Here is a 17,791-nt window from a genome sequence, read left to right as displayed (position 1 = left end):
GAACTGTCACGCAGCCGTCTTATTCCGCTCGCCAATCACAGGCAGTTTCCCGGCCGAAACGCGCCGGACCCGGCACGTTAATGATTCACGCGTGCACGGACCCGGATGATCTGGATTTTCCTGTTACTGCTGATCGCCTTCTCCGGGCTCGCCTATCTGGGCGGGCGCGCGCTGGCGACGCGCCGCAGCGCGGGGGCGAAGGCCCATTCGCGTCCCGGTCAACACGGCCTTTACGCCCTGATCTGGGTCGGCATGCCGGCTCTGGTCATGTTGGCGGCCGCCTCCATCTTCTCGGCGCCGCTGGAGCGCCAGATGCTGGCCGCCGGCGCGCCGGAAAGCATCGTCCAGCTGGAGCCCTTCCGTCGCGAGGCCTTCTTTTCGGACGCTCGCCGTATCGGCCAGGGGCTTGAGGCCCAGCAGATCTGGCCCGCCCCCTATGCCGAGGAACTGCCCGCCGAAGGTCGTCGCGCCCACAGCATTTCGTCGGCCCTGAACTGGGGCGGCGGCGTCGCGGCCCTGATCGCGGCCGTCCTGGGCGGCGTCTTCGTCTTCGTTCGCATCCGTCCCGACCTGCGCGCACGCAACAAGGTCGAGGGCTGGATCAGCCTGGTCCTGTTCGCCTGTTCGGCGGTGGCGGTGCTGACGACGGTCGGCATCATCTTCTCCCTGGTGTGGGACAGCCTTCGCTTCTTTGCCTCTGTGCCGGTCACCGAGTTCCTGTTCGGGACCAAGTGGAGCCCGCAGATGGCGATCCGCGCCGATCAGATCGGCTCGTCGGGCGCCTTCGGGGCCGTGCCCCTGTTCGCGGGCACCTTCCTGATCATGCTGATCGCCATGCTGGTGGCGGGTCCGATCGGCCTGTTCTCGGCCATCTATCTGTCGGAATACGCCGGGCGCCGCACCCGCGCCGTGGTCAAGCCCATGCTCGAGGTTCTGGCGGGCGTGCCGACCGTGGTCTACGGCTTCTTCGCCGCCCTGACCGTCGGCCCGGCGTTCCGCGTCTTCTTCAACACCATCGGCGGCTGGCTGGTCGGCGGGCCGCTGGACGGCATGGGCCAATATCTGCTGCTGGTGCAGAACCAGATGGCCCTGGTGGCCGGCGCGGTCATGGGCATCATGCTGATCCCCTTCGTCAGCTCCCTGTCCGACGACATCATGAACGCGGTGCCGCAGTCCCTGCGCGACGGCTCCTACGCCATGGGCGCCACCAAGTCGGAAACGGTCAAGAAGGTGCTGCTGCCCGCCGCCCTGCCGGGCATTGCCGGGGCCTTCCTGCTGGCCGTGTCGCGCGCCATCGGCGAGACCATGATCGTCACCATGGCCGCCGGCCTGGCCGCCAAGCTGACGTTGAACCCGCTGGATACGGTCACCACCGTCACGGTGCAGATCGTCACCCTGCTGACCGGCGACCAGGAGTTCAACAGCCCCAAGACCCTGGCCGCTTTCGGTCTGGGCCTGACCCTGTTCGTGGTCACCCTGCTGCTCAACATCGTCGCCATGCGCATCGTGCAAGCCTATCGGGAACAGTATGACTGACGCCGCCCAGAATCCGAGCGCTGTCAGCCCGCGCACCCAGCGTCTGCAGGCCCGTCTGCGCGGTCGCTACGCCCGCGAGACCCGCTTCAAGTGGTATGGCCGCGCGGCCATCGGCTTCGCCCTGGTCTTCCTGGTGATCCTGCTGGGCAGCATCATCATGCAGGGCCGCACCGCCTTCTACAGCCACAGCGTCACCCTGCCGGTCCACATGGACGCGTCGCGTATCGACCGGTCCTATCCGCAGGGCGCGAACTTCGAGCAGATCGTCGCCGAACAGCAGCTGCGTCGCCTGGGCGTCCAGGACGACGCCTCAGGCTCCAAGGCCGCGGCCATGAAGGCCCTGTTCTCGTCGGAGCTGAAGTTCCAGGCGGCGGGCATGATCGCGCGCCAGCCCAGCCTGCTGGGCCAGACCGTTCCGGTCACCGCCCCCCTGTCCGACAACGCCGACCTCTATCTGAAGGGCGAGATCTCCAAGGCTACGCCCGAGGACCAGCGCCGTATCAGCAATGAGCAGATGGCCTGGCTGGACCGGATGAAGGCCTCGGGCGCCGTTCGCGCCCACTTCAACACCGCCCTGTTCACCAAGGGCGACTCGACCCAGCCGGAGCTGGCGGGCCTGCTGGGCGCTGTGGTCGGTTCGGCTCTGATGCTGCTGGTTACGGCCCTGATCGCCATTCCGGTCGGCGTCGGCGCCGCCGTCTGGTTGGAAGAATACTCGCCGCGCAACCGCATCACCGCGATCATCGAGGTCAATATCAACAACCTGGCCGCCGTGCCGTCGATCGTCTACGGCCTGCTGGGTCTGGCCCTGTTCATCAACTTCATGCACCTGCCGCGCGCCAGCCCGCTGGTCGGCGGTCTGGTCCTGGCCCTGATGGCCCTGCCGACGGTGATCATCGCCACGCGCTCGTCGCTGAAGGCCGTGCCGCCGTCGATCCGCGAGGCCGCCCTGGCCATGGGCGCAAGCCGCACCCAGACGGTGTTCGGCCACGTCCTGCCCCTGGCCATGCCAGGCGTCATGACCGGCTCGATCATCGCCATGGCCCATGCCCTCGGCGAGACGGCGCCCCTGCTGCTGATCGGCATGATCAGCTTCGTCCCCGGCGTGCCGCACGCCATCGACGAGCCGGTCGGCGCCCTGCCTTCGCTGATCTACATCTGGGAGAACGCCTCGGAGCGCGCGTTCCACGAGCGGACCGCCGCCGCCATCCTTGTGCTCCTCGCTTTCATGATCGTCATGAACGCCGCCGCGATCCTGCTGCGCCGGCGCTTCGAACGTCGGTGGTAGTCTTATGATGTCCAAAATCTTCCGCGCCCCCGAGGGTCTGGCCGACGGCGGTTCCGCCGGGGCCGCGCCCCTGACGACCGCCCCGACCGTGGGCGCCCATGCCTCGGCGCCCCTGGGGCCGATCAAGATCGCCGCGCGCGACGTTTCCGTCTTCTACGGCGAGAAACAGGCCCTGTTCGGCGTCTCGCTGGACATCCCGGACAAGACCGTCACGGCCCTGATCGGGCCGTCGGGTTGCGGCAAGTCGACCTTCCTGCGGACCATGAACCGCATGAACGACACCATTCCGGGCTGCCGCGTCACCGGCGAGATCGAGATGGATGGCGGCGACATCAACGACCGCAAGATCGACCCCGTGCTGCTGCGCGCTCAGGTCGGCATGGTGTTCCAGAAGCCCAACCCCTTCCCCAAGACGATCTATGAGAACGTCGCCTATGGGCCGAAGATTCACGGTCTGGCCTCAAGCAAGGGCGAGCTGGACGACATCGTCCAGAAGGCGCTGAAGCGCGCCGGCCTGTGGGACGAGGTCGCCGACCGCCTGCACTCGCCGGGCACCGGCCTGTCGGGCGGCCAGCAGCAGCGTCTGGTCATCGCCCGCGCCATCGCGGTCGAACCCGAAGTGATCCTGATGGACGAGCCCTGCTCGGCGCTGGACCCGATCGCCACGGCCAAGATCGAGGAGCTGATCGACGAACTGCGCGAGCGCTACTGCATCGTCATCGTCACCCACTCGATGGCCCAGGCGGCCCGCGTGTCGCAGCGCACGGCCTTCTTCCACATGGGCAAGCTGGTCGAGACGGGCGACACCGAAGAGATCTTCACCAACCCGCGCGAGCGTCGCACGCTCGACTACATCACCGGCCGCTTCGGCTAAGGGCGCGAGCATGAACCAGCATACGGTCAAGGCTTACGGCGACGAACTGAACCAACTGACGGCCGAGGTCGTCCGCATGGGCGGTCTGGCCGAGGCCCAGGTGGCGGACGCCATCGAATCCGTCGCGCGCCGCGATGTGGCGCTGGCCAAGGCGGTGGTCGAGCGCGACAACCGCCTGGACGCCCTGCATCGCGACATCGAGAAGAAGTCCATCCGCCTGATCGCCCTGCGTCAGCCGGTGGCGTCTGATCTGCGCCGGACGTTGGGGGCCATGAAGCTGGCCTCGGATCTGGAGCGCACCGGCGACCTGGCCAAGAACATCGCCAAGCGGGCGCTGATCCTGGCCGAGGGCGAACCGATGCAGCCCCTGACCCGCTCGATCGAGCGGATGGGGCGTCTGGTCTCGACCCGCCTGCGCGACGTGCTGGACGCCTATACGGCCTCGGAGGTCGAGCGCGCCCTGTCGGTGTGGAGCACCGATGACGAGGTGGACGAGCACTACAACGCCCTGTTCCGCGAGCTGCTGACCTACATGATGGGCGACCCGCGCACGATCACGGCCTGCACCCATCTGCTGTTCATGGCCAAGAACCTGGAGCGGATCGGCGACCACGCGACCAATATCGCCGAGACCGTCCACTATGAGATCACCGGCGAGGAAATGCTGGGTGAACGGCCCAAGGCCGTGCCTGGTCCAGGCGAAGAGCCCACGCCGACGCCGCACATCTCGACCCCGCCGTCCGATCCGACGGACGCCTGACTTCCCTTCCTGCTGACGACTTCGACCGACCGGAGAGCCTGACGTGCAACCCTATATTCTGGTGATGGAAGACGAGGACGCCCTGGCCACCCTGCTTCAGTACAATCTGGAGAAGGAAGGCTATGACGTGACCGTCGCCGCCGACGGGGAGGAGGGCCTGCTGCAGGTCGACGAGCGCCTGCCGGACCTGGTGCTGCTGGACTGGATGCTGCCGAAGCTGTCGGGCATCGAGGTCTGCCGTCGTCTGCGCGGCCGGGCCGAGACCCGCAATCTGCCGATCATCATGCTGACCGCGCGCGGCGAGGAAACCGACCGCGTGCGCGGCCTGGACACCGGCGCCGACGACTACATGACCAAGCCCTTCTCGATGACCGAGCTGACCGCCCGCATCCGCGCGGTGCTGCGCCGCATCCGTCCGGGCCTGGCCGACGACCGGGTTAATCACGCCGACATCGTCATCGACCGCGTCGCCCACCGCGTTCGCCGCGCGGGCAAGGAAATCCACCTCGGCCCGACCGAGTTCCGTCTGCTGGACCACCTGATGAAGCACCCCGGCCGGGTGTTCAGCCGTGAACAGTTGCTGGACGCCGTCTGGGGTTCGGATGTCTATGTCGAGGCCCGCACCGTGGACGTCCACGTCGGTCGCCTGCGCAAGGCCCTGAACGTCGAGGGCACGGTCAACCCGATCCGCACCGTGCGTTCGGCGGGGTATTCGCTGGACCTGAACAACTAGGCGTCCTCGTCTCGACATGGGAGGGGCGACATGTCGGGCGCAGGCGCGTATAGCCCCGCGCATGAAACCCTTCTGGGAAACCAAGACGCTGGCGGAGATGTCTCCGACCGAGTGGGAGAGCCTGTGCGACGGGTGCGGCCTGTGCTGCGTCATTCGCTTCGAGGACGAGGACACCGGCGAGATCATCCCGACACGGGTCCACTGCAAGCTGTTTGACACCGAGGCCTGCGCCTGTTCGGACTACGCCAACCGCAAGGCGCAGGTGCCGGACTGCATCAAGTTGACGCCCGGCAATATCGAGGCGCTGGAGTGGATGCCGAAGTCGTGCGGGTATCGGCGTATCCATGAGGGGCGAGGCCTGGCCTGGTGGCACCCTCTGGTCTCTGGCGATCCGGAGACCGTGCATACGGCCGGTGTTTCGGTACGGCGTCAGACGGTGTCGGAACTGGCGCTGAAGGAGGCGGAAGACGCCCTGGATTTCGAAGCCCCGGAATGGCGGACAGAGCGAGGCGGCGACGCTAACGAATAATTCGTCGGGCGCGGGGATAAGGGGCGGTATGGCGATCGTGGTTACGCAGACGGGATCGGGTGAGACGGGCGGACGGGATGCGTTCGACCGGCTGACCGCTGTGGCCTGTGCGGCCTTTGACACGCCGCACGCCATGATCGCGGTGCTGGACGACGATCTGGCCGTGTTTCGCGCCGGCGTCGGTCTGGATGAGACCAGCGTGCCGCGGCTCGAGAGCGTCAGTCATGTCCTGGTGGGCATGGGGCCGGGCGCCGTGGTGGTCGTCGAGGACGCGCTGGCGCATCAGGACTTCTGCAAGCATCCGATGGTCGTGGGCCCCCCCTATGTGCGGGCCTTCCTGGGCGCCACGGTCTGTACGCCGGACGGCGCGCCGGTCGGCGCCATCGGCGTCATGGACGTCAAGCCGAGGTCGGCGCCCACCGAGGCGCAGGTGCGGTTGATCCTGGAGCTGGCGGGCCTGGCGGGGCAGCTGGTGGAACACGCGGAAGCCATGCGTCAGGAGGCGGCGCGTCTGGAAACCCTGCGCCTGGCCGAAGACATGGTCGGGGTCGGGCGCTGGCGCTATGAGGTCACGTCGGGCGACGTGAGCTGGTCGGATGAGATCTATCGCATCCACGGCGTGGCGCCGGGGGCGTTTTCACCCTCGCTGGAAGATGTCTTCGGCCACTATCACGCCGATGATCGGGCCGAGATCCAGCGCCTGGTCGAGCGGGCCTTGCAGACGGGCGAGGGCTACAGCTTCAAGCTGAGGCTGATCGGGACGGACGAGGTCGAGCGGGTGGTCGCCGCCGAGGGCGCGACCGAAAGGGATGCGACAGGCCGGGTCGTGGCCCTGTTCGGGGTCCTGCAGGACGTGACCGAGCGCGAGCGCCTGTTGCGGGCCGCCCAGACCAATGAGCGGCGCTATCGCCTGCTGGCCGAGAACACCGGCGACGTCATCACCCGCGTCAAGATGGACGGGTCGAGCAAGTATATTTCGCCGGCCATCCAGCAGCTTCTGGGCTGGACCTTCGAGGAAATGAGCGGCCAGTCGACCGACTATGTCCATCCCGAGGACGGGCATCTGGTGCTGGGGGCCATCGGCAAGGCGGTGAAGACCGGTGAGCCGACGCGCCTGGAGCACCGCGCCGTGCACAAGAACGGCTCGGTCGTCTGGGTCGAGTGCACCTTCAAGGCGTTGAGGGACGAGAACGGCCACGTCGACGACGTGGTGGTGGTGATCCGCGACATGACCCAACGCAAGGCCCTGGAAGCCGAGGTGCTGGAGGCCAAGGAGACGGCCGAGGCGGCGGCGCGGGTGAAGAGCGAATTCCTGGCCAACATGAGCCATGAGTTGCGCACGCCCCTGACCAGCGTGATCGGCTTCTCGGGCCTGTTGCAGGCGTCGGAGGCCCTGCCGGACGAGGAGCGGGTCTATGTCGAGCGGATCGCCACGGCGTCGGAGGCCCTGCTGGGGGTCATCAACGACATCCTCGACTATTCCAAGCTGGAAGCGAACGCGATCGAGATGGACCCCGAGCCCTTCCAGGTCGCGGCCCTGGTCGACGGGGCCGCGGCCATCGTCGAAGGGCAGTGCGTCGCCAAGGGGCTGAACCTCAAGGTGGTGGTTGATGCGGCCATGCCTGAGGTGCTGACCGGGGACGCCGGGCGGCTGCGCCAGGTCATGCTGAACTTCCTGTCCAATGCGGTGAAGTTCACCGGCAAGGGCGGGGTGACGTTGCGGGTTGGCGGGACGGCGGACTCCGAAGGACGCTGGCGGTTGCGGGTGGCGGTGACGGACACCGGCATCGGCATTCCGGCCGAGAAGATCGAGGTCCTGTTCCAGCGGTTCTCGCAGGCCGACGCCTCGACCACGCGGGTCTATGGCGGCACCGGCCTGGGGCTGGCGATTTCGCGGCGGCTGATCGAGATCATGGGCGGCGAGATCGGCGTCGACAGCCAGCCGGGCGAGGGGGCGACCTTCTGGTTCGAGGCGCCCTTGACCGAGGGCGGCGCGATGGGCGGGGCGGTCGGACGGCTGGTCAGCGGCGACGAAGATCTGGTGGCGCCGGGCGGCATGGACGGACGGCGTATCCTGATGGCTGACGATGCGCCGGGGAACCGGGAGCTGGTCAGCGCCATCCTGCGCGGGCTGGGGCTGGAGATCGACACCGTCTGCGACGGCGCCGAAGCGGTGCAGGCGATGCAGACGGGAACCTATGACCTGGTGCTGATGGACGTGCACATGCCGGTCATGGACGGGCTGACGGCGACGCGCGAAATCCGGCGGATGCAGGCGGGGACCGGGCATCGCACGCCGATCCTGGCGCTGACGGCCAACGTCCAGGCGGATCAGGTGGCGCGCTGCCTCGATTCCGGCATGGACGGGCATCTGGCCAAGCCGATCCAGATTCCCGAGCTGGCCGGGGCCCTGGCCCACTGGCTGGCGGGTGGCGATCCGGCGGCGCTGGCGAGCTGATCTGACGCTATCGTCTAACGGCTGTCGCAGTCGGCGGGCGCAAACCCCGTAATTTGCCGGGATTGATCCGTGCTGGCGGCTGTTCGCCAGCCTGAGGACGCTGCTCGGCTATGGTTCAGGCATGGCGGGAAAAGCGGATGAGACGGAGTGGCTGGAGGCGGTTTTCGACCGGCTGAAGGCCCTGACCGATCAGGCGATCGCGGTTGTGGCCGCCGCCGAGGCGCCGGCCGACGTGGCCGAGGCCGAGAAGCGGGCGCGGGCGATCGGCGTGATGGCGCGGACGGCCAAGGCGGTGGCGGCGTTGACGCTGAGCCCGGCCCGCAAGAACCGGAACCCCGAAGAGGATGAAATGAGCGAAGACGATCGTGATGTCAGCGACGCCGAACTGGTCGGGCTCCAGGCCGAATTCTTCGCCCGTATCGATCATCTTGTCGGAGGGTTCGAACGCAAGTCCCTTGCTGCTGGACTGGCTCGAGAGCCTGCCGCGCGAGAAGAAGATCCGGGCGCTGAGGGCGGGGATCAGGGCGGCGCCGAGGCTGGCCGAGGATCAGTTCTGGTCGCGTGACAGGGACTGGCGCACCTGGGTTCTGTTGGGCGGGCGGGGGTCGGGCAAGACCTTCGCCGGGGCTTCTGGCTGAACGAACTGGCGCGGGGCAAGGACCGGACCTTTGCTCTGGTCGGGCCGGCGCTGCACGACGTGCGCGAGGTCATGGTCGAGGGGCCGTCGGGGCTGAAGGCGCAGGCGCCGCGGGACAACCGGCCGCGCTGGGAGGCGGGAAGGCGACGGTTGATCTGGCCGAGCGGTTCGGCGGCCTATGCCTTCTCGGCGGAGGACCCGGACAGTTTGCGGGGGCCGCAGTTTCATGCGGCCTGGGCGGACGAGTTCTGCGCTTGGCGACACGCGGAGGCGACGTTGTCGAACCTGAGGTTTGGATTGCGGTTGGGGGCGGACCCGAAGCTGGCGATCACGACGACGCCGAGGCCGATTGCGGCGCTGAGACGCTTGCTGGCCGAGCCGGGGGTGGTGAAGGCGCGCCTAGCGACGAAGGATAATGCGGACAATCTGGCGCCGGGCTTCCTGTCGCATCTGAAGGCGCTTTACGCCGGGACGCGGCTGGAGGCGCAGGAGATGGAGGGGCTGATCGTCGAGGCCGACGGCGCTCTGTTCCGGGCCGAGGACTTGGCGCGGGCGCGAGGGAGCCGACCGGCGCGATTCGAGCGGGTGGTGGTGGCGGTGGACCCGCCGGCCAGCGCCCACGGCGACGCCTGCGGCATCGTGGCGGCGGGGCGCAAGGATAAGACGGGATACGTGCTGGCGGACCGTTCGGCGCGGGGGTTGTCGCCCGCCGGGTGGGCGCAGCGCGTGGCCGAGACGGCGAGAGAATTTGAGGCCGACCTGGTGCTGGCCGAGGCCAATCAGGGCGGAGAGATGGTGCGGACCCTGCTGGGCCAGGCGGACTGTCCGGCGCAGGTGAAGCTGGTCCACGCCAGCCGATCGAAGAAGGCGCGGGCCGAGCCGGTGGCGGCCCTCTATGAACAGGGGCGGGTGGTCCATTGCGGGGCGTTTCCGGCGCTGGAAGAGGAGATGATGGCGCTGGGGAGCGAGGCGGCGGGGGCGAAAAGCCCCGACCGCGCGGACGCCCTGGTGTGGGCGCTGACGCACCTGTTGCTGGTCGGGAAGACGCAGCCGAGGCTGCGGGCGCTCTAGCGCGACATTCAAAGGAGAACCACATGGATTGGCGACGACCGTTCGGTCGGCGGCGCATCGCTGCGCCTGAAACCAAGGATAGTCGGGCGGGGCCGCTGATCGCCCTGACCGGCGCGGGTCGGGCGCGGTGGACGCCGCGCGATTATGCGCATCTGGGCGTGGGACCGGAAGGCTTCTGGCGGCTGTCGCTGAAGGAGTGGCGGATGCTGACAGGGGGGCCGGTTCAGGCCGCGCCGCTGGGGCGCGGAGAGCTGGAGCGGATGAAGGAGATGTGGCCGGATGACTGACAGTTTCAGGCCGGACGGGATCGACGCTGTGCCGGTGAAGGCGGCGGAGGCGGCGCAGGCTCTGGAGGGGTTGCGGGAGCCGGCAGAGCGGGCGGCGGCCTCGATCGAGGAGGCGTTCGGCCGGGCGGGCGAGAGCCTGACGCGGTCGCTGACGCGGGCGGCGGCGGACGGTGAAGTGACGCTGGCCGAGCTGGCGCGGGCGGTGCTGAACGCGGTCAATGCGGCGGCGGGATCGGGCGGCAAGGGCGGGCTGTCGGACGCGATCTCCGCAATCATGAGCGGTTTCGGCGGGGCGCGGGCTGAGGGCGGGCCGGTGCTGGGCGGGGGCGCCTATCTGGTCGGCGAGCGCGGGCCGGAGGTGTTCCGGCCGGCCGGTACGGGAAGCATCGAACCGATGGGCGGCGGTGCGGGGGTCACGGTCAACGTCAGCGTGGACGGCGGGGCGCAGGGCCTGTTGCGATCCGAGGCGCAGATCGCGCGGATGCTGGCGCGGGCCACGGCTCTTGGCGCGCGAAGGATGTAGCGAGAAGGGGCCGAGCGAGACCCAAGTCAAAGGCTCAAGCAGCAAGAGCCGCGCGGGACGATAGCCTTCAAAGGAAAGGGGCGCTCCGAAGAGCGCCCCTTGGTTTTATTCGCCCTTTGGGTTGGGGCCGAAGCGGTTGTCGCCACGCTCGCTGTCGGTGATGCCGATCCAGAGCAGGAAGGCTAGGTTGACCAGGAAGAGGACGGCGATGCCGCCCATCATGGAGCCGAACATGGCCAGTACGGCCGAGGGATCTTCGTTTTCGAAGGCCTGGGGATTGGTGATGATCGACATGCCGACAGCGCTGATGATCATGACGATGCCGACGATGTTGGCGACCCAGGGAATGACGGCGAACCAGCCGGTCTTGCCCATGTCGTGCAGGCGTTTGACGGTGATGGCCACGTTCGGCCAGATCAGAACCAGGCCGATCAGGCCGCCGATAATGGGGATCAGGCCGGTGACGAAGCCGGCGCCGAACAGGATCAGCCAGCTGATCCAGAAGTGCTGGCGACGCAGGCGGCCGTTGAACGAGAACATGGCGCTGGCGAAGTCGTAGCCGCCGCCTGTGTCGCGGGCGACGTAGGAGCTGTTCGCGGCCTGGCCGAAGGCGGCGGCGGCGGGTGAACCGCCCAGAACCATGATCTGGGTCGCTTCAAGGCCTTCGGGCACGAAGTCGACGCGGGCGCCCACGGCGATGACGCCGCCAGGCTGGATCGCTGAACGGCCAAAGCCGTAGCGGAGGCTGTCGTCGCCGCTGATCAGGCCAGTGCCTGACACATCATCGTAGCTGAGAATTTCACCGCGCACTCGCAAGTCTCCCTGGATCTGAACGGCCCCCGGCCGTCTGGACGCGAGCATGGCCGAGCAGCGGTTTCCAGACAAGTCGAAGCGTGACCTTAGGTGCGGATTTTAAGAACGAATCTCAAATCGGGTCAGAAGCGTCGCGGCGCCGGACCATAGGCGTTGGGATGCGGCTGGGAGGGAATGCAGCCGATGACCAGCATGAACAGGCCCCCGACATAGGGAATGAAGGTCAGAAGATAGAGCCAGCCGCTGAGGCCGACGTCGTGCAGGCGACGCACCGCGACGCTGATTCCGGGAATGGCCAGCAACAGCATCCATCCGAAGACGAGCAGCAGAGCGAACATGGTGGTGACGGGCGGAGTGTCTCCATCGAAGCCGCCGAGAAGCGCCGTGACCATGAAGATCGTCAGCATGGCCCCGGTCATCGTCAGCCAGGCGAACAGGACGAAGGACCAGTATTCCAGACGGCGGGCGCGACCCTCGCCGTCGACATATTTCTGGCGGATGCAGCGGACGAAATAGGCCCACATGCCCAAAGGCGCCTCGCCCGGTGCGAAGGCCGAGGCGGGCAGGCCGCGGTCCTGCACCTGAAGCAGGATGATCTGCGAAGCGCGCTCTTCGAGCGGAATGAAGTCGACGCGCAAGCCGGGGACAGGCTCTTCGCGGCCGGCGACGTCCGCGCGCGAGAAGCCGTAGCGCATCAGGTCGTCGCCGCTGATCAGACCATGATCGGTGATGGCGTCATAGCTGAGAACTTCACCGCGCATGCCGGCTCCTCCGACGCGATCGGAGCGACCGCTTCTGGTCCCTGAACGGGCCGTTGCTGAAAATCAAGAGAACGGGAGTCTTTGATGGCCTTTCATGAGGTGCGTCTGCCGACACGGCTGGCGTTCGGATCGACCGGCGGGGTCGAGCGGCGGACGGAGATCACGACCCTGGGGTCTGGGTTCGAGCGGCGCTCGACGCCCTGGGCCGAGGGGCGACGGCGCTATCTGATCGGGGCGGGGCTGCGGTCGCTGGACGACATGGCGGCGCTGACGGCCTTTTTCGAGGCGCGACGCGGGCGGCTGTACGGGTTCCGGTTCCGGGACTTCGCTGATTTCAAGAGCTGCGCGCCGGGCGAGGCGGTTTCGGCGACGGATCAGGGGATCGGCGTCGGTGATGGGACGCGGCGGAGCTTTAGACTGAGCAAGGCCTACGGCGACCATGAACGGCGGATTGCGAAGCCGGTCGAGGGTTCGGTGCGGGTGGCGGTCGGGGGCGTCGAGACGACGGGGTTTGAGGTCGATCACACGACGGGTGAGGTGACGCTGGCGGCGGCGCCAGGCTCGGGCGCGGCGGTGACGGCGGGGTTTGTCTTCGACACGCCGGTGCGGTTCGACGCCGACCGGATCGAGGTGACGCTGGAGAGCTTCGGCGCCGGACGGATGGTCGCCATGCCGCTGATCGAGGTGCGAGTCTAGGCATGCGCCATATACCGGAGGAGATGGCCGCCCGCATCGAGAGCGGGGCGGCGACGCTGTGCCATGCCTGGGTGCTGAGGCGGGTGGACGGCGCGGTGATGGGGTTCACCGATCATGATCGGGACCTGATGCTGGAGGACGTGGTCTGTCGGGCGGGCAGCGGCTGGACGGCGGGCGCGGGCGAGGGTGAGGCGGGGCTGACGTCAGGCGGACTGTCGGCGTCGGGCGGACTGGACGACGAGGCGATCACCGAGGCGGATATCGCTGCGGGTCTCTATGACGGGGCGCAGATTGCGCTGTGGCGCCTGGACTGGGCGCGACCGGATCTGGCGGTGCGGCTTTGGGCCGGCGCCCTGGCGCGGATCCGGCGGGACAACGGAGCCTTTGTCGCCGATCTGGACGGGCCGATGGCGGCGCTGGAGCGGGTGGTGGGGCGGACCTATGGCCGGACCTGCGACGCGGTTCTGGGCGACGGGCGCTGTGGGTTGAGCGCGGCGACGATTGGCGGGCGGAACTGCGACAAGCGGTGGGCGACCTGAGTCGGGACCTTTGAAAACGGCGTCAACTTCCAGGGCTTTCCCGACATTCCGGGCGACGACTTCCTGACGGCGCGACCGGTGGAGAGCGCACGCAACGACGGCGGGAGCCGGCGATGAGGGGGGATGTGGTGGCCGCCGCGCGCGGATGGCTGGGGACGCCCTATCGGCATCAAGCCAGCGTGAAGGGCGAGGGGGCGGACTGTCTTGGCCTGGTGCGCGGGGTGTGGCGCGAGCTGGTGGGCGAGGAGCCCGAGGCGCCGCCCGCCTATCGCGCCGACTGGGCCGAGGTCGGGGGCGAGGAGATGCTGTTGCAGGCGGCAAGGCGGCGGCTGGTCGAGATTCCGCTGACGACGGCCCAGGCGGGGGATGTGTTGCTGTTCCGCATGAGCGCGGGCTGTCCGGTCAAGCACTGCGCCATCCTGTCGGCCCATGACGGCCCGGAGTGGAGGATGATCCACGCCTATTGGGGGCGGTCGGTGGTCGAGAGCTGGATGGGGCCGTGGTGGCGGCGAAGACTGGCCGCGGCCTTCCGCTGGCCGGTGATGAAGGAGACATAGATGGCGCAGGTGGTTCTGACGACGGTCGGCGGGTCCATCGGCGGGCCGGTGGGCGCCTTTGTCGGCGCGACGATCGGGCGGGCGATCGACAATCGCGTGATCGCCAGCCTGTCGCCGGCGCGGCAGAAGGGGCCGCGGCTGGAAGGCTTGAGCCTGCAGTCGTCGGCGGACGGGGCGCCGATGGCCTGTGTGTTCGGGCGGGCGCGCGTGGTGGGTCAGGTGATCTGGGCTGCGCGGTTTCTGGAGACCAAGCACAAGCGGTCGGGCGGCAAGGGCGGGCCGAAGACGGTCGAGTACGAATACTCGCTGAGCTTCGCCATGGGGCTGGGCGAAGGCGCGATCGACGGGGTCGGCCGTGTCTGGGCCGACGGTCAGCCGCTGGACCTGACCGGGGTCACGATGCGGGTGCATCGCGGCGCGGCGGATCAGACGCCCGATCCGTTGATGGAGGCGGTCGAAGGGGCGGCGTCGGCGTTCCGGGGCACGGCCTATGTAGTGTTCGAGGACCTGCCGCTGGGGCCGTTCGGCAATCGGGCGCCGCAGCTGGCGTTTGAGGTGTTTCGTCGGCCGAAGGGCGCCGAGCGGCGGCTGGAGGACCGTCTGGAAGGGGTCTGTCTGATCCCCGGCGCGGGGGAGTTCTGTCTGGCGACGGAAGCGGTGATGCGCCGCGAGGGGCTGACGAAGAGCACGGCCGAGAACGTCAACAATGCGGAGGGGCGGGCCGACATTGAGGTGTCGCTGGATCACCTGATGGTCCAGGCGCCGAACCTAAAGCGGGTGAGCCTGATCGTCGGCTGGTTCGGCGACGATATGCGGGCGGGGCATTGCCGCATCCGGCCCGGCGTGGACCGGCGCGACAAGGTCACGAAGCCGCTGGCCTGGAGCGTGGCGGGGCTGGAGCGGCATGAGGCGCATCTGGTGTCCCAGGTGGACGGCGGGCCGGCCTATGGCGGGACGCCGTCGGACGAGAGCGTGCGCCAGGCGATCCGCAGCCTGAAGGCGCGGGGGCTGGAGGTGACGCTGTATCCCTTCGTCTTCATGGACTGCCCTGGCTATCCGTGGCGCGGGCGCGTGGCGGGAACGGACGGCGCGGGGGCGGCGGCTGAGGTCGCCGCCCTGTTCGGGACGGCGGAGGGCTGGGGGCTGAGGCGGCTGGCGCTGCACTATGCGCGGATGGCGGCGGAGGAGGGGGCGGACGGCCTGCTGATCGGCTCGGAGATGCGGGGGCTGACGGGGACGCGCGATGCGGGCAGCGGTTTTCCGGCTGTGGCGCAGTTCCGGGCTCTGGCGGCGGAGTGTCGGGCCATTGTCGGGGCTGAGGTGAAGCTGAGCTACGCCGCCGACTGGTCGGAGTATTTCGGGTTCCACAAGGACGGCGAGGTCCGGTTTCATCTGGACCCTTTGTGGGCCGATCCGAACATCGATTACGTCGGCGTCGACTGGTATCCGCCGCTGGGTGACTGGCGGGCGGGCGATGGCGGGCTGGATGCAGCGGCGTTCGAGGGGGCGTCTGATCCGGCCTATCTGGCGGCGCAGGTGGCGGGCGGCGAGCATTTTGACTGGCATTATGCGAGCGCCGCGGATCGGACGGCGCAGGTGCGCACGCCCATCGTCGATGGGGCGCACGGCGAGGACTGGCTGTATCGACCCAAGGACCTGAAGGGGTGGTGGTCGAACCCGCATCATGAGCGGGTCGCGGGCGCGCGGTCGTCGATGCCGACGCCCTGGGTTCCAGGAATGAAACCGATCCGGCTGACCGAGTTCGGCTGTGCGGCGGTGGACCGGGGCGGCAATGCGCCCAACCTGTTCCAGGACCCCAAGAGTTCGGAGAACGCCCTGCCGCCGTACTCGAGCGGGGCGCGCGACGACCGGATGCAGCGGCGGGCGCTGGAGGCGGTGCTGACGCATTTCGAGGATGTGCAGAACAATCCGGTGTCGAGCGTCTATGGCGGGCGGATGGTCGAGGGGGCGGACGCCTGGTGCTGGGACGCGCGGCCGTTTCCGGCCTTTCCGGCGCGGGGCGAGGTCTGGGCCGACGCCGGGGCGTGGCGGGCCGGACACTGGCTGAACGGGCGGATGGGCGGCGAGGCGGCGGATATGGTCGCGGCCCTGTTGAAGCGCGGCGGGTTGGAGGAGGAGGCGTTCGAGATCGGGGCGCTGGACGGTGAGATCGCCGGCTATGTGATTGACCGGCCGATGCGGACGCGCGACGCGCTGGAGCCGCTGCTGGCGGGGCTGGGCGCGACGGCGGCCGAGCGCGGCGGGCGGATCGCCGTGCTGGGCGAGATGGCTGCGGGGCTGACGCTGATGGCGGCGGCGCTGGCCCTGCCGGACGAGGGTGCGAGCGTCGTGGCGGATCGGTCGCTGGAGCCGAGGCCGGGCGCGGCGCGGGTGCGGTTTATCGACGAGGCGGCGGATTATCAGACCGGGTCGGTGGTGGTGCGCGGCGCGGGCGACGGTGGCGGAGTTGATCTGGAGCTTCCCGCCGTGTGCGGGGCGGGCGTGGCCGGGGCGCTGGCGCGGCGGACGCTGGCGACGACGGGGGGCGAGACGGATCGGCTGACGGTGAGACTGGGGCCGCTGGAGGCGCTGCGGCTGGAGCCGGGCGAGATCGTCCGGGTGGAAGGCCGGGCCGGCGACTGGCGCGTGACGCGACTGGACGTGGATGAGCAGCCGTCGGCGGTGCTGGAGCCGGTGGTGGTCGTGCGGGCCGACGAGGCGCCGACGGACTGGCGGCCGGGGGACGGTCCAGCGGTGATCGGCGCACCCTTCCTGAGGTTGCTGGATCTGCCGCCTCTGCCCGGGGCTGAGGAGGACGTGCGGCCGGTGGTGGCGGTCGCCGCCGACCCCTGGACGCCGATGGTGGTGCATGGAGGGGAGAATGCAGCGGTTCTGACGCCGCGCGCCATGGTGGAACGGTCCGCGACGGTCGGGGTGCTGACCGAACCGATCGGGCGGGGCGTGGTCGCGCGCTGGGACGAAGCCAACGCCATAATGACGCGCATCGAAGGACGGGCGCCGGAAAGTCTGGAGCCGAAAGGGGTTCTGGGGGGCGGGAACAGCCTGGTGCTGGAGACGGCGGCGGGATGGGAGCTGGTGCAGTATCGCCGGGCGGAGCTCATGGGAGGCGGCGTCTGGCGGTTGACGGGCTTGTTGCGGGGACAGCAGGGAAGCGAGGCGGCGACGGCGGCGGGCGCGGCAGCCGGCGCGGTTCTGGTGTTTCTGGAACGGGACATGCCGCGCGCGGACGTAGCGGCGGCTGAACGGGGGCTGTCTCGGGTCTGGCGGGCCGGTACTGCAGGCGCGCCGCCGGGCGGGAGCGGTTCTGCCGAGGTCGATTTCGTCTGGCGTGGTCGAGCGGTGCGGCCCTGGCGGCCAGCGCGGCTGCGGGTGCTCGCAGCGACGGGTGGCAGGCTGATCTCCTGGACGCCGCGTGTGCGGGTGCACGGCGAGGGCTGGGACGTGGAGCAGGCCGAAGTCGATCCGCGCCAATTCCGGGTGCGTGTTCTGGACGGTGCGGTCGAGAAACGGGCTTGGGAGGTCGAGGGGCTGGAGACCGTCTATTCGGTGGCGCAGATGGCGGCGGACTGGCCCGGCGGCGTTGGCGAGGGCGCGCGGTTCGCCGTGGCGCAGTGGGGGGATGGCTATGGCTGGGGGACGGAGGCGGTCGCACGCCTAGTCTAAACCATATCAACCCCTTCCAGCGGGGGGGCGCATGGCTTAACTGAC

At 68.9% G+C, this 17,791-nt stretch carries 17 protein-coding genes; 15 read left to right on the top strand and 2 right to left on the bottom strand.

The genetic code is table 11. The annotated features are described in order from the left end of the window. Positions 1-105: 105 nt before the first annotated feature. The 11 genes from pstC to IFE19_RS12320 all read left to right on the top strand — a co-directional run bounded on the left by pstC (position 106) and on the right by IFE19_RS12320 (position 10,696). Positions 106-1,536 carry a phosphate ABC transporter permease subunit PstC gene (gene pstC, locus IFE19_RS12370; RefSeq protein ID WP_207822741.1) on the top strand — a complete coding sequence of 477 codons (1,431 nt, stop codon included), beginning with the start codon at positions 106-108 and terminating at the stop codon, positions 1,534-1,536. After that, the gene (pstA, locus tag IFE19_RS12365) at positions 1,529-2,824 is read left to right on the top strand and encodes a phosphate ABC transporter permease PstA (protein WP_207822739.1); all 1,296 of its coding nucleotides are present in this window, start codon (positions 1,529-1,531) and stop codon (positions 2,822-2,824) included. The genes pstC and pstA overlap by 8 nt, the downstream gene beginning before the upstream one ends. A 4-nt stretch (positions 2,825-2,828) precedes the next feature. After that, positions 2,829-3,698 carry a phosphate ABC transporter ATP-binding protein PstB gene (gene pstB, locus IFE19_RS12360; RefSeq protein ID WP_207822737.1) on the top strand — a complete coding sequence of 290 codons (870 nt, stop codon included), beginning with the start codon at positions 2,829-2,831 and terminating at the stop codon, positions 3,696-3,698. A gap of 10 nt (positions 3,699-3,708) precedes the next feature. Beyond that, positions 3,709-4,458 (top strand): phosphate signaling complex protein PhoU, encoded by a 750-nt coding sequence (gene phoU / locus IFE19_RS12355; protein WP_207822735.1) that lies wholly within the window; start codon positions 3,709-3,711, stop codon positions 4,456-4,458. Positions 4,459-4,501: 43 nt separating this feature from the next. Further along, entirely contained in the window at positions 4,502-5,191 is a 690-nt protein-coding gene (gene phoB, locus IFE19_RS12350; protein WP_207822733.1) for a phosphate regulon transcriptional regulator PhoB, read from the top strand. Positions 5,192-5,240: 49 nt separating this feature from the next. Then, positions 5,241-5,720 (top strand): YcgN family cysteine cluster protein, encoded by a 480-nt coding sequence (locus IFE19_RS12345; protein ID WP_225910504.1) that lies wholly within the window; start codon positions 5,241-5,243, stop codon positions 5,718-5,720. A 28-nt stretch (positions 5,721-5,748) separates the two neighbouring features. Beyond that, on the top strand, positions 5,749-8,178 hold the full coding sequence (locus tag IFE19_RS12340; RefSeq protein WP_207822730.1) for a PAS domain-containing protein: 2,430 nt from the start codon (positions 5,749-5,751) through the stop codon (positions 8,176-8,178). A 121-nt stretch (positions 8,179-8,299) separates the two neighbouring features. Further along, on the top strand, positions 8,300-8,743 hold the full coding sequence (locus IFE19_RS12335) for a hypothetical protein (protein ID WP_207822727.1): 444 nt from the start codon (positions 8,300-8,302) through the stop codon (positions 8,741-8,743). Between the two features lie 132 nt (positions 8,744-8,875). Beyond that, positions 8,876-9,886 (top strand): phage terminase large subunit family protein, encoded by a 1,011-nt coding sequence (locus IFE19_RS12330; protein WP_263972774.1) that lies wholly within the window; start codon positions 8,876-8,878, stop codon positions 9,884-9,886. 23 nt (positions 9,887-9,909) lie between these two features. Then, positions 9,910-10,173 carry a phage tail assembly chaperone gene (locus IFE19_RS12325; protein ID WP_207822725.1) on the top strand — a complete coding sequence of 88 codons (264 nt, stop codon included), beginning with the start codon at positions 9,910-9,912 and terminating at the stop codon, positions 10,171-10,173. After that, complete coding sequence (locus IFE19_RS12320) at positions 10,166-10,696, top strand: phage tail tape measure protein (protein ID WP_207822724.1); 531 nt, start codon at positions 10,166-10,168, stop codon at positions 10,694-10,696. The genes IFE19_RS12325 and IFE19_RS12320 overlap by 8 nt, the downstream gene beginning before the upstream one ends. Positions 10,697-10,801: 105 nt before the next feature. Here the strand turns inward: IFE19_RS12320 and IFE19_RS12315 are convergent, their stop codons facing one another. Together IFE19_RS12315 and IFE19_RS12310 are read right to left on the bottom strand one after the other, a co-directional pair. After that, on the bottom strand, positions 10,802-11,506 hold the full coding sequence (locus IFE19_RS12315) for a DUF805 domain-containing protein (RefSeq protein WP_207822722.1): 705 nt from the start codon (positions 11,504-11,506) through the stop codon (positions 10,802-10,804). A 125-nt stretch (positions 11,507-11,631) separates the two neighbouring features. Then, positions 11,632-12,270 (bottom strand): DUF805 domain-containing protein, encoded by a 639-nt coding sequence (locus IFE19_RS12310; protein WP_207822720.1) that lies wholly within the window; start codon positions 12,268-12,270, stop codon positions 11,632-11,634. Positions 12,271-12,354: 84 nt separating this feature from the next. On the opposite strand from IFE19_RS12310, the gene IFE19_RS12305 reads away from it, so the two are divergent. The 4 genes from IFE19_RS12305 (at position 12,355) to IFE19_RS12290 (ending at position 17,746) form a co-directional block, all read left to right on the top strand. After that, a complete protein-coding gene (locus IFE19_RS12305; protein WP_207822718.1) occupies positions 12,355-12,966 on the top strand; it encodes a DUF2460 domain-containing protein in 612 nt (203 codons plus the stop codon). A 2-nt stretch (positions 12,967-12,968) separates the two neighbouring features. Then, positions 12,969-13,505: a DUF2163 domain-containing protein gene (locus tag IFE19_RS12300; protein WP_318780447.1), complete on the top strand. Its 537-nt coding sequence runs from the start codon at positions 12,969-12,971 to the stop codon at positions 13,503-13,505. Between the two features lie 113 nt (positions 13,506-13,618). Then, the gene (locus tag IFE19_RS12295; protein ID WP_207822716.1) at positions 13,619-14,062 is read left to right on the top strand and encodes an NlpC/P60 family protein; all 444 of its coding nucleotides are present in this window, start codon (positions 13,619-13,621) and stop codon (positions 14,060-14,062) included. Further along, the gene (locus IFE19_RS12290) at positions 14,063-17,746 is read left to right on the top strand and encodes a baseplate multidomain protein megatron (protein WP_207822714.1); all 3,684 of its coding nucleotides are present in this window, start codon (positions 14,063-14,065) and stop codon (positions 17,744-17,746) included. The last annotated feature ends 45 nt before the right edge of the window (positions 17,747-17,791 follow it).

Origin of the sequence: Brevundimonas pondensis, from assembly GCF_017487345.1 — a bacterium.
Taxonomy (GTDB): domain Bacteria; phylum Pseudomonadota; class Alphaproteobacteria; order Caulobacterales; family Caulobacteraceae; genus Brevundimonas; species Brevundimonas pondensis.
The sequence above is the reverse complement of the archived record's forward strand: the minus strand, read 5'-3'. Positions and strand labels throughout refer to the sequence as shown.

Excerpts from the sequence above, each read along its gene's own strand:
- pstC (WP_207822741.1), top strand. The coding sequence starts at position 106 with ATGATCTGGATTTTCCTGTTACTGCTGATCGCCTTCTCCGGGCTCGCC.
- pstA (WP_207822739.1), top strand. The coding sequence starts at position 1,529 with ATGACTGACGCCGCCCAGAATCCGAGCGCTGTCAGCCCGCGCACCCAG.
- pstB (WP_207822737.1), top strand. The coding sequence starts at position 2,829 with ATGATGTCCAAAATCTTCCGCGCCCCCGAGGGTCTGGCCGACGGCGGT.
- phoU (WP_207822735.1), top strand. The coding sequence starts at position 3,709 with ATGAACCAGCATACGGTCAAGGCTTACGGCGACGAACTGAACCAACTG.
- IFE19_RS12340 (WP_207822730.1), top strand. The coding sequence starts at position 5,749 with ATGGCGATCGTGGTTACGCAGACGGGATCGGGTGAGACGGGCGGACGG.
- IFE19_RS12335 (WP_207822727.1), top strand. The coding sequence starts at position 8,300 with ATGGCGGGAAAAGCGGATGAGACGGAGTGGCTGGAGGCGGTTTTCGAC.
- IFE19_RS12325 (WP_207822725.1), top strand. The coding sequence starts at position 9,910 with ATGGATTGGCGACGACCGTTCGGTCGGCGGCGCATCGCTGCGCCTGAA.
- IFE19_RS12320 (WP_207822724.1), top strand. The coding sequence starts at position 10,166 with ATGACTGACAGTTTCAGGCCGGACGGGATCGACGCTGTGCCGGTGAAG.
- IFE19_RS12310 (WP_207822720.1), bottom strand. The coding sequence starts at position 12,270 with ATGCGCGGTGAAGTTCTCAGCTATGACGCCATCACCGATCATGGTCTG.
- IFE19_RS12305 (WP_207822718.1), top strand. The coding sequence starts at position 12,355 with ATGGCCTTTCATGAGGTGCGTCTGCCGACACGGCTGGCGTTCGGATCG.
- IFE19_RS12300 (WP_318780447.1), top strand. The coding sequence starts at position 12,969 with ATGCGCCATATACCGGAGGAGATGGCCGCCCGCATCGAGAGCGGGGCG.
- IFE19_RS12295 (WP_207822716.1), top strand. The coding sequence starts at position 13,619 with ATGAGGGGGGATGTGGTGGCCGCCGCGCGCGGATGGCTGGGGACGCCC.
- IFE19_RS12290 (WP_207822714.1), top strand. The coding sequence starts at position 14,063 with ATGGCGCAGGTGGTTCTGACGACGGTCGGCGGGTCCATCGGCGGGCCG.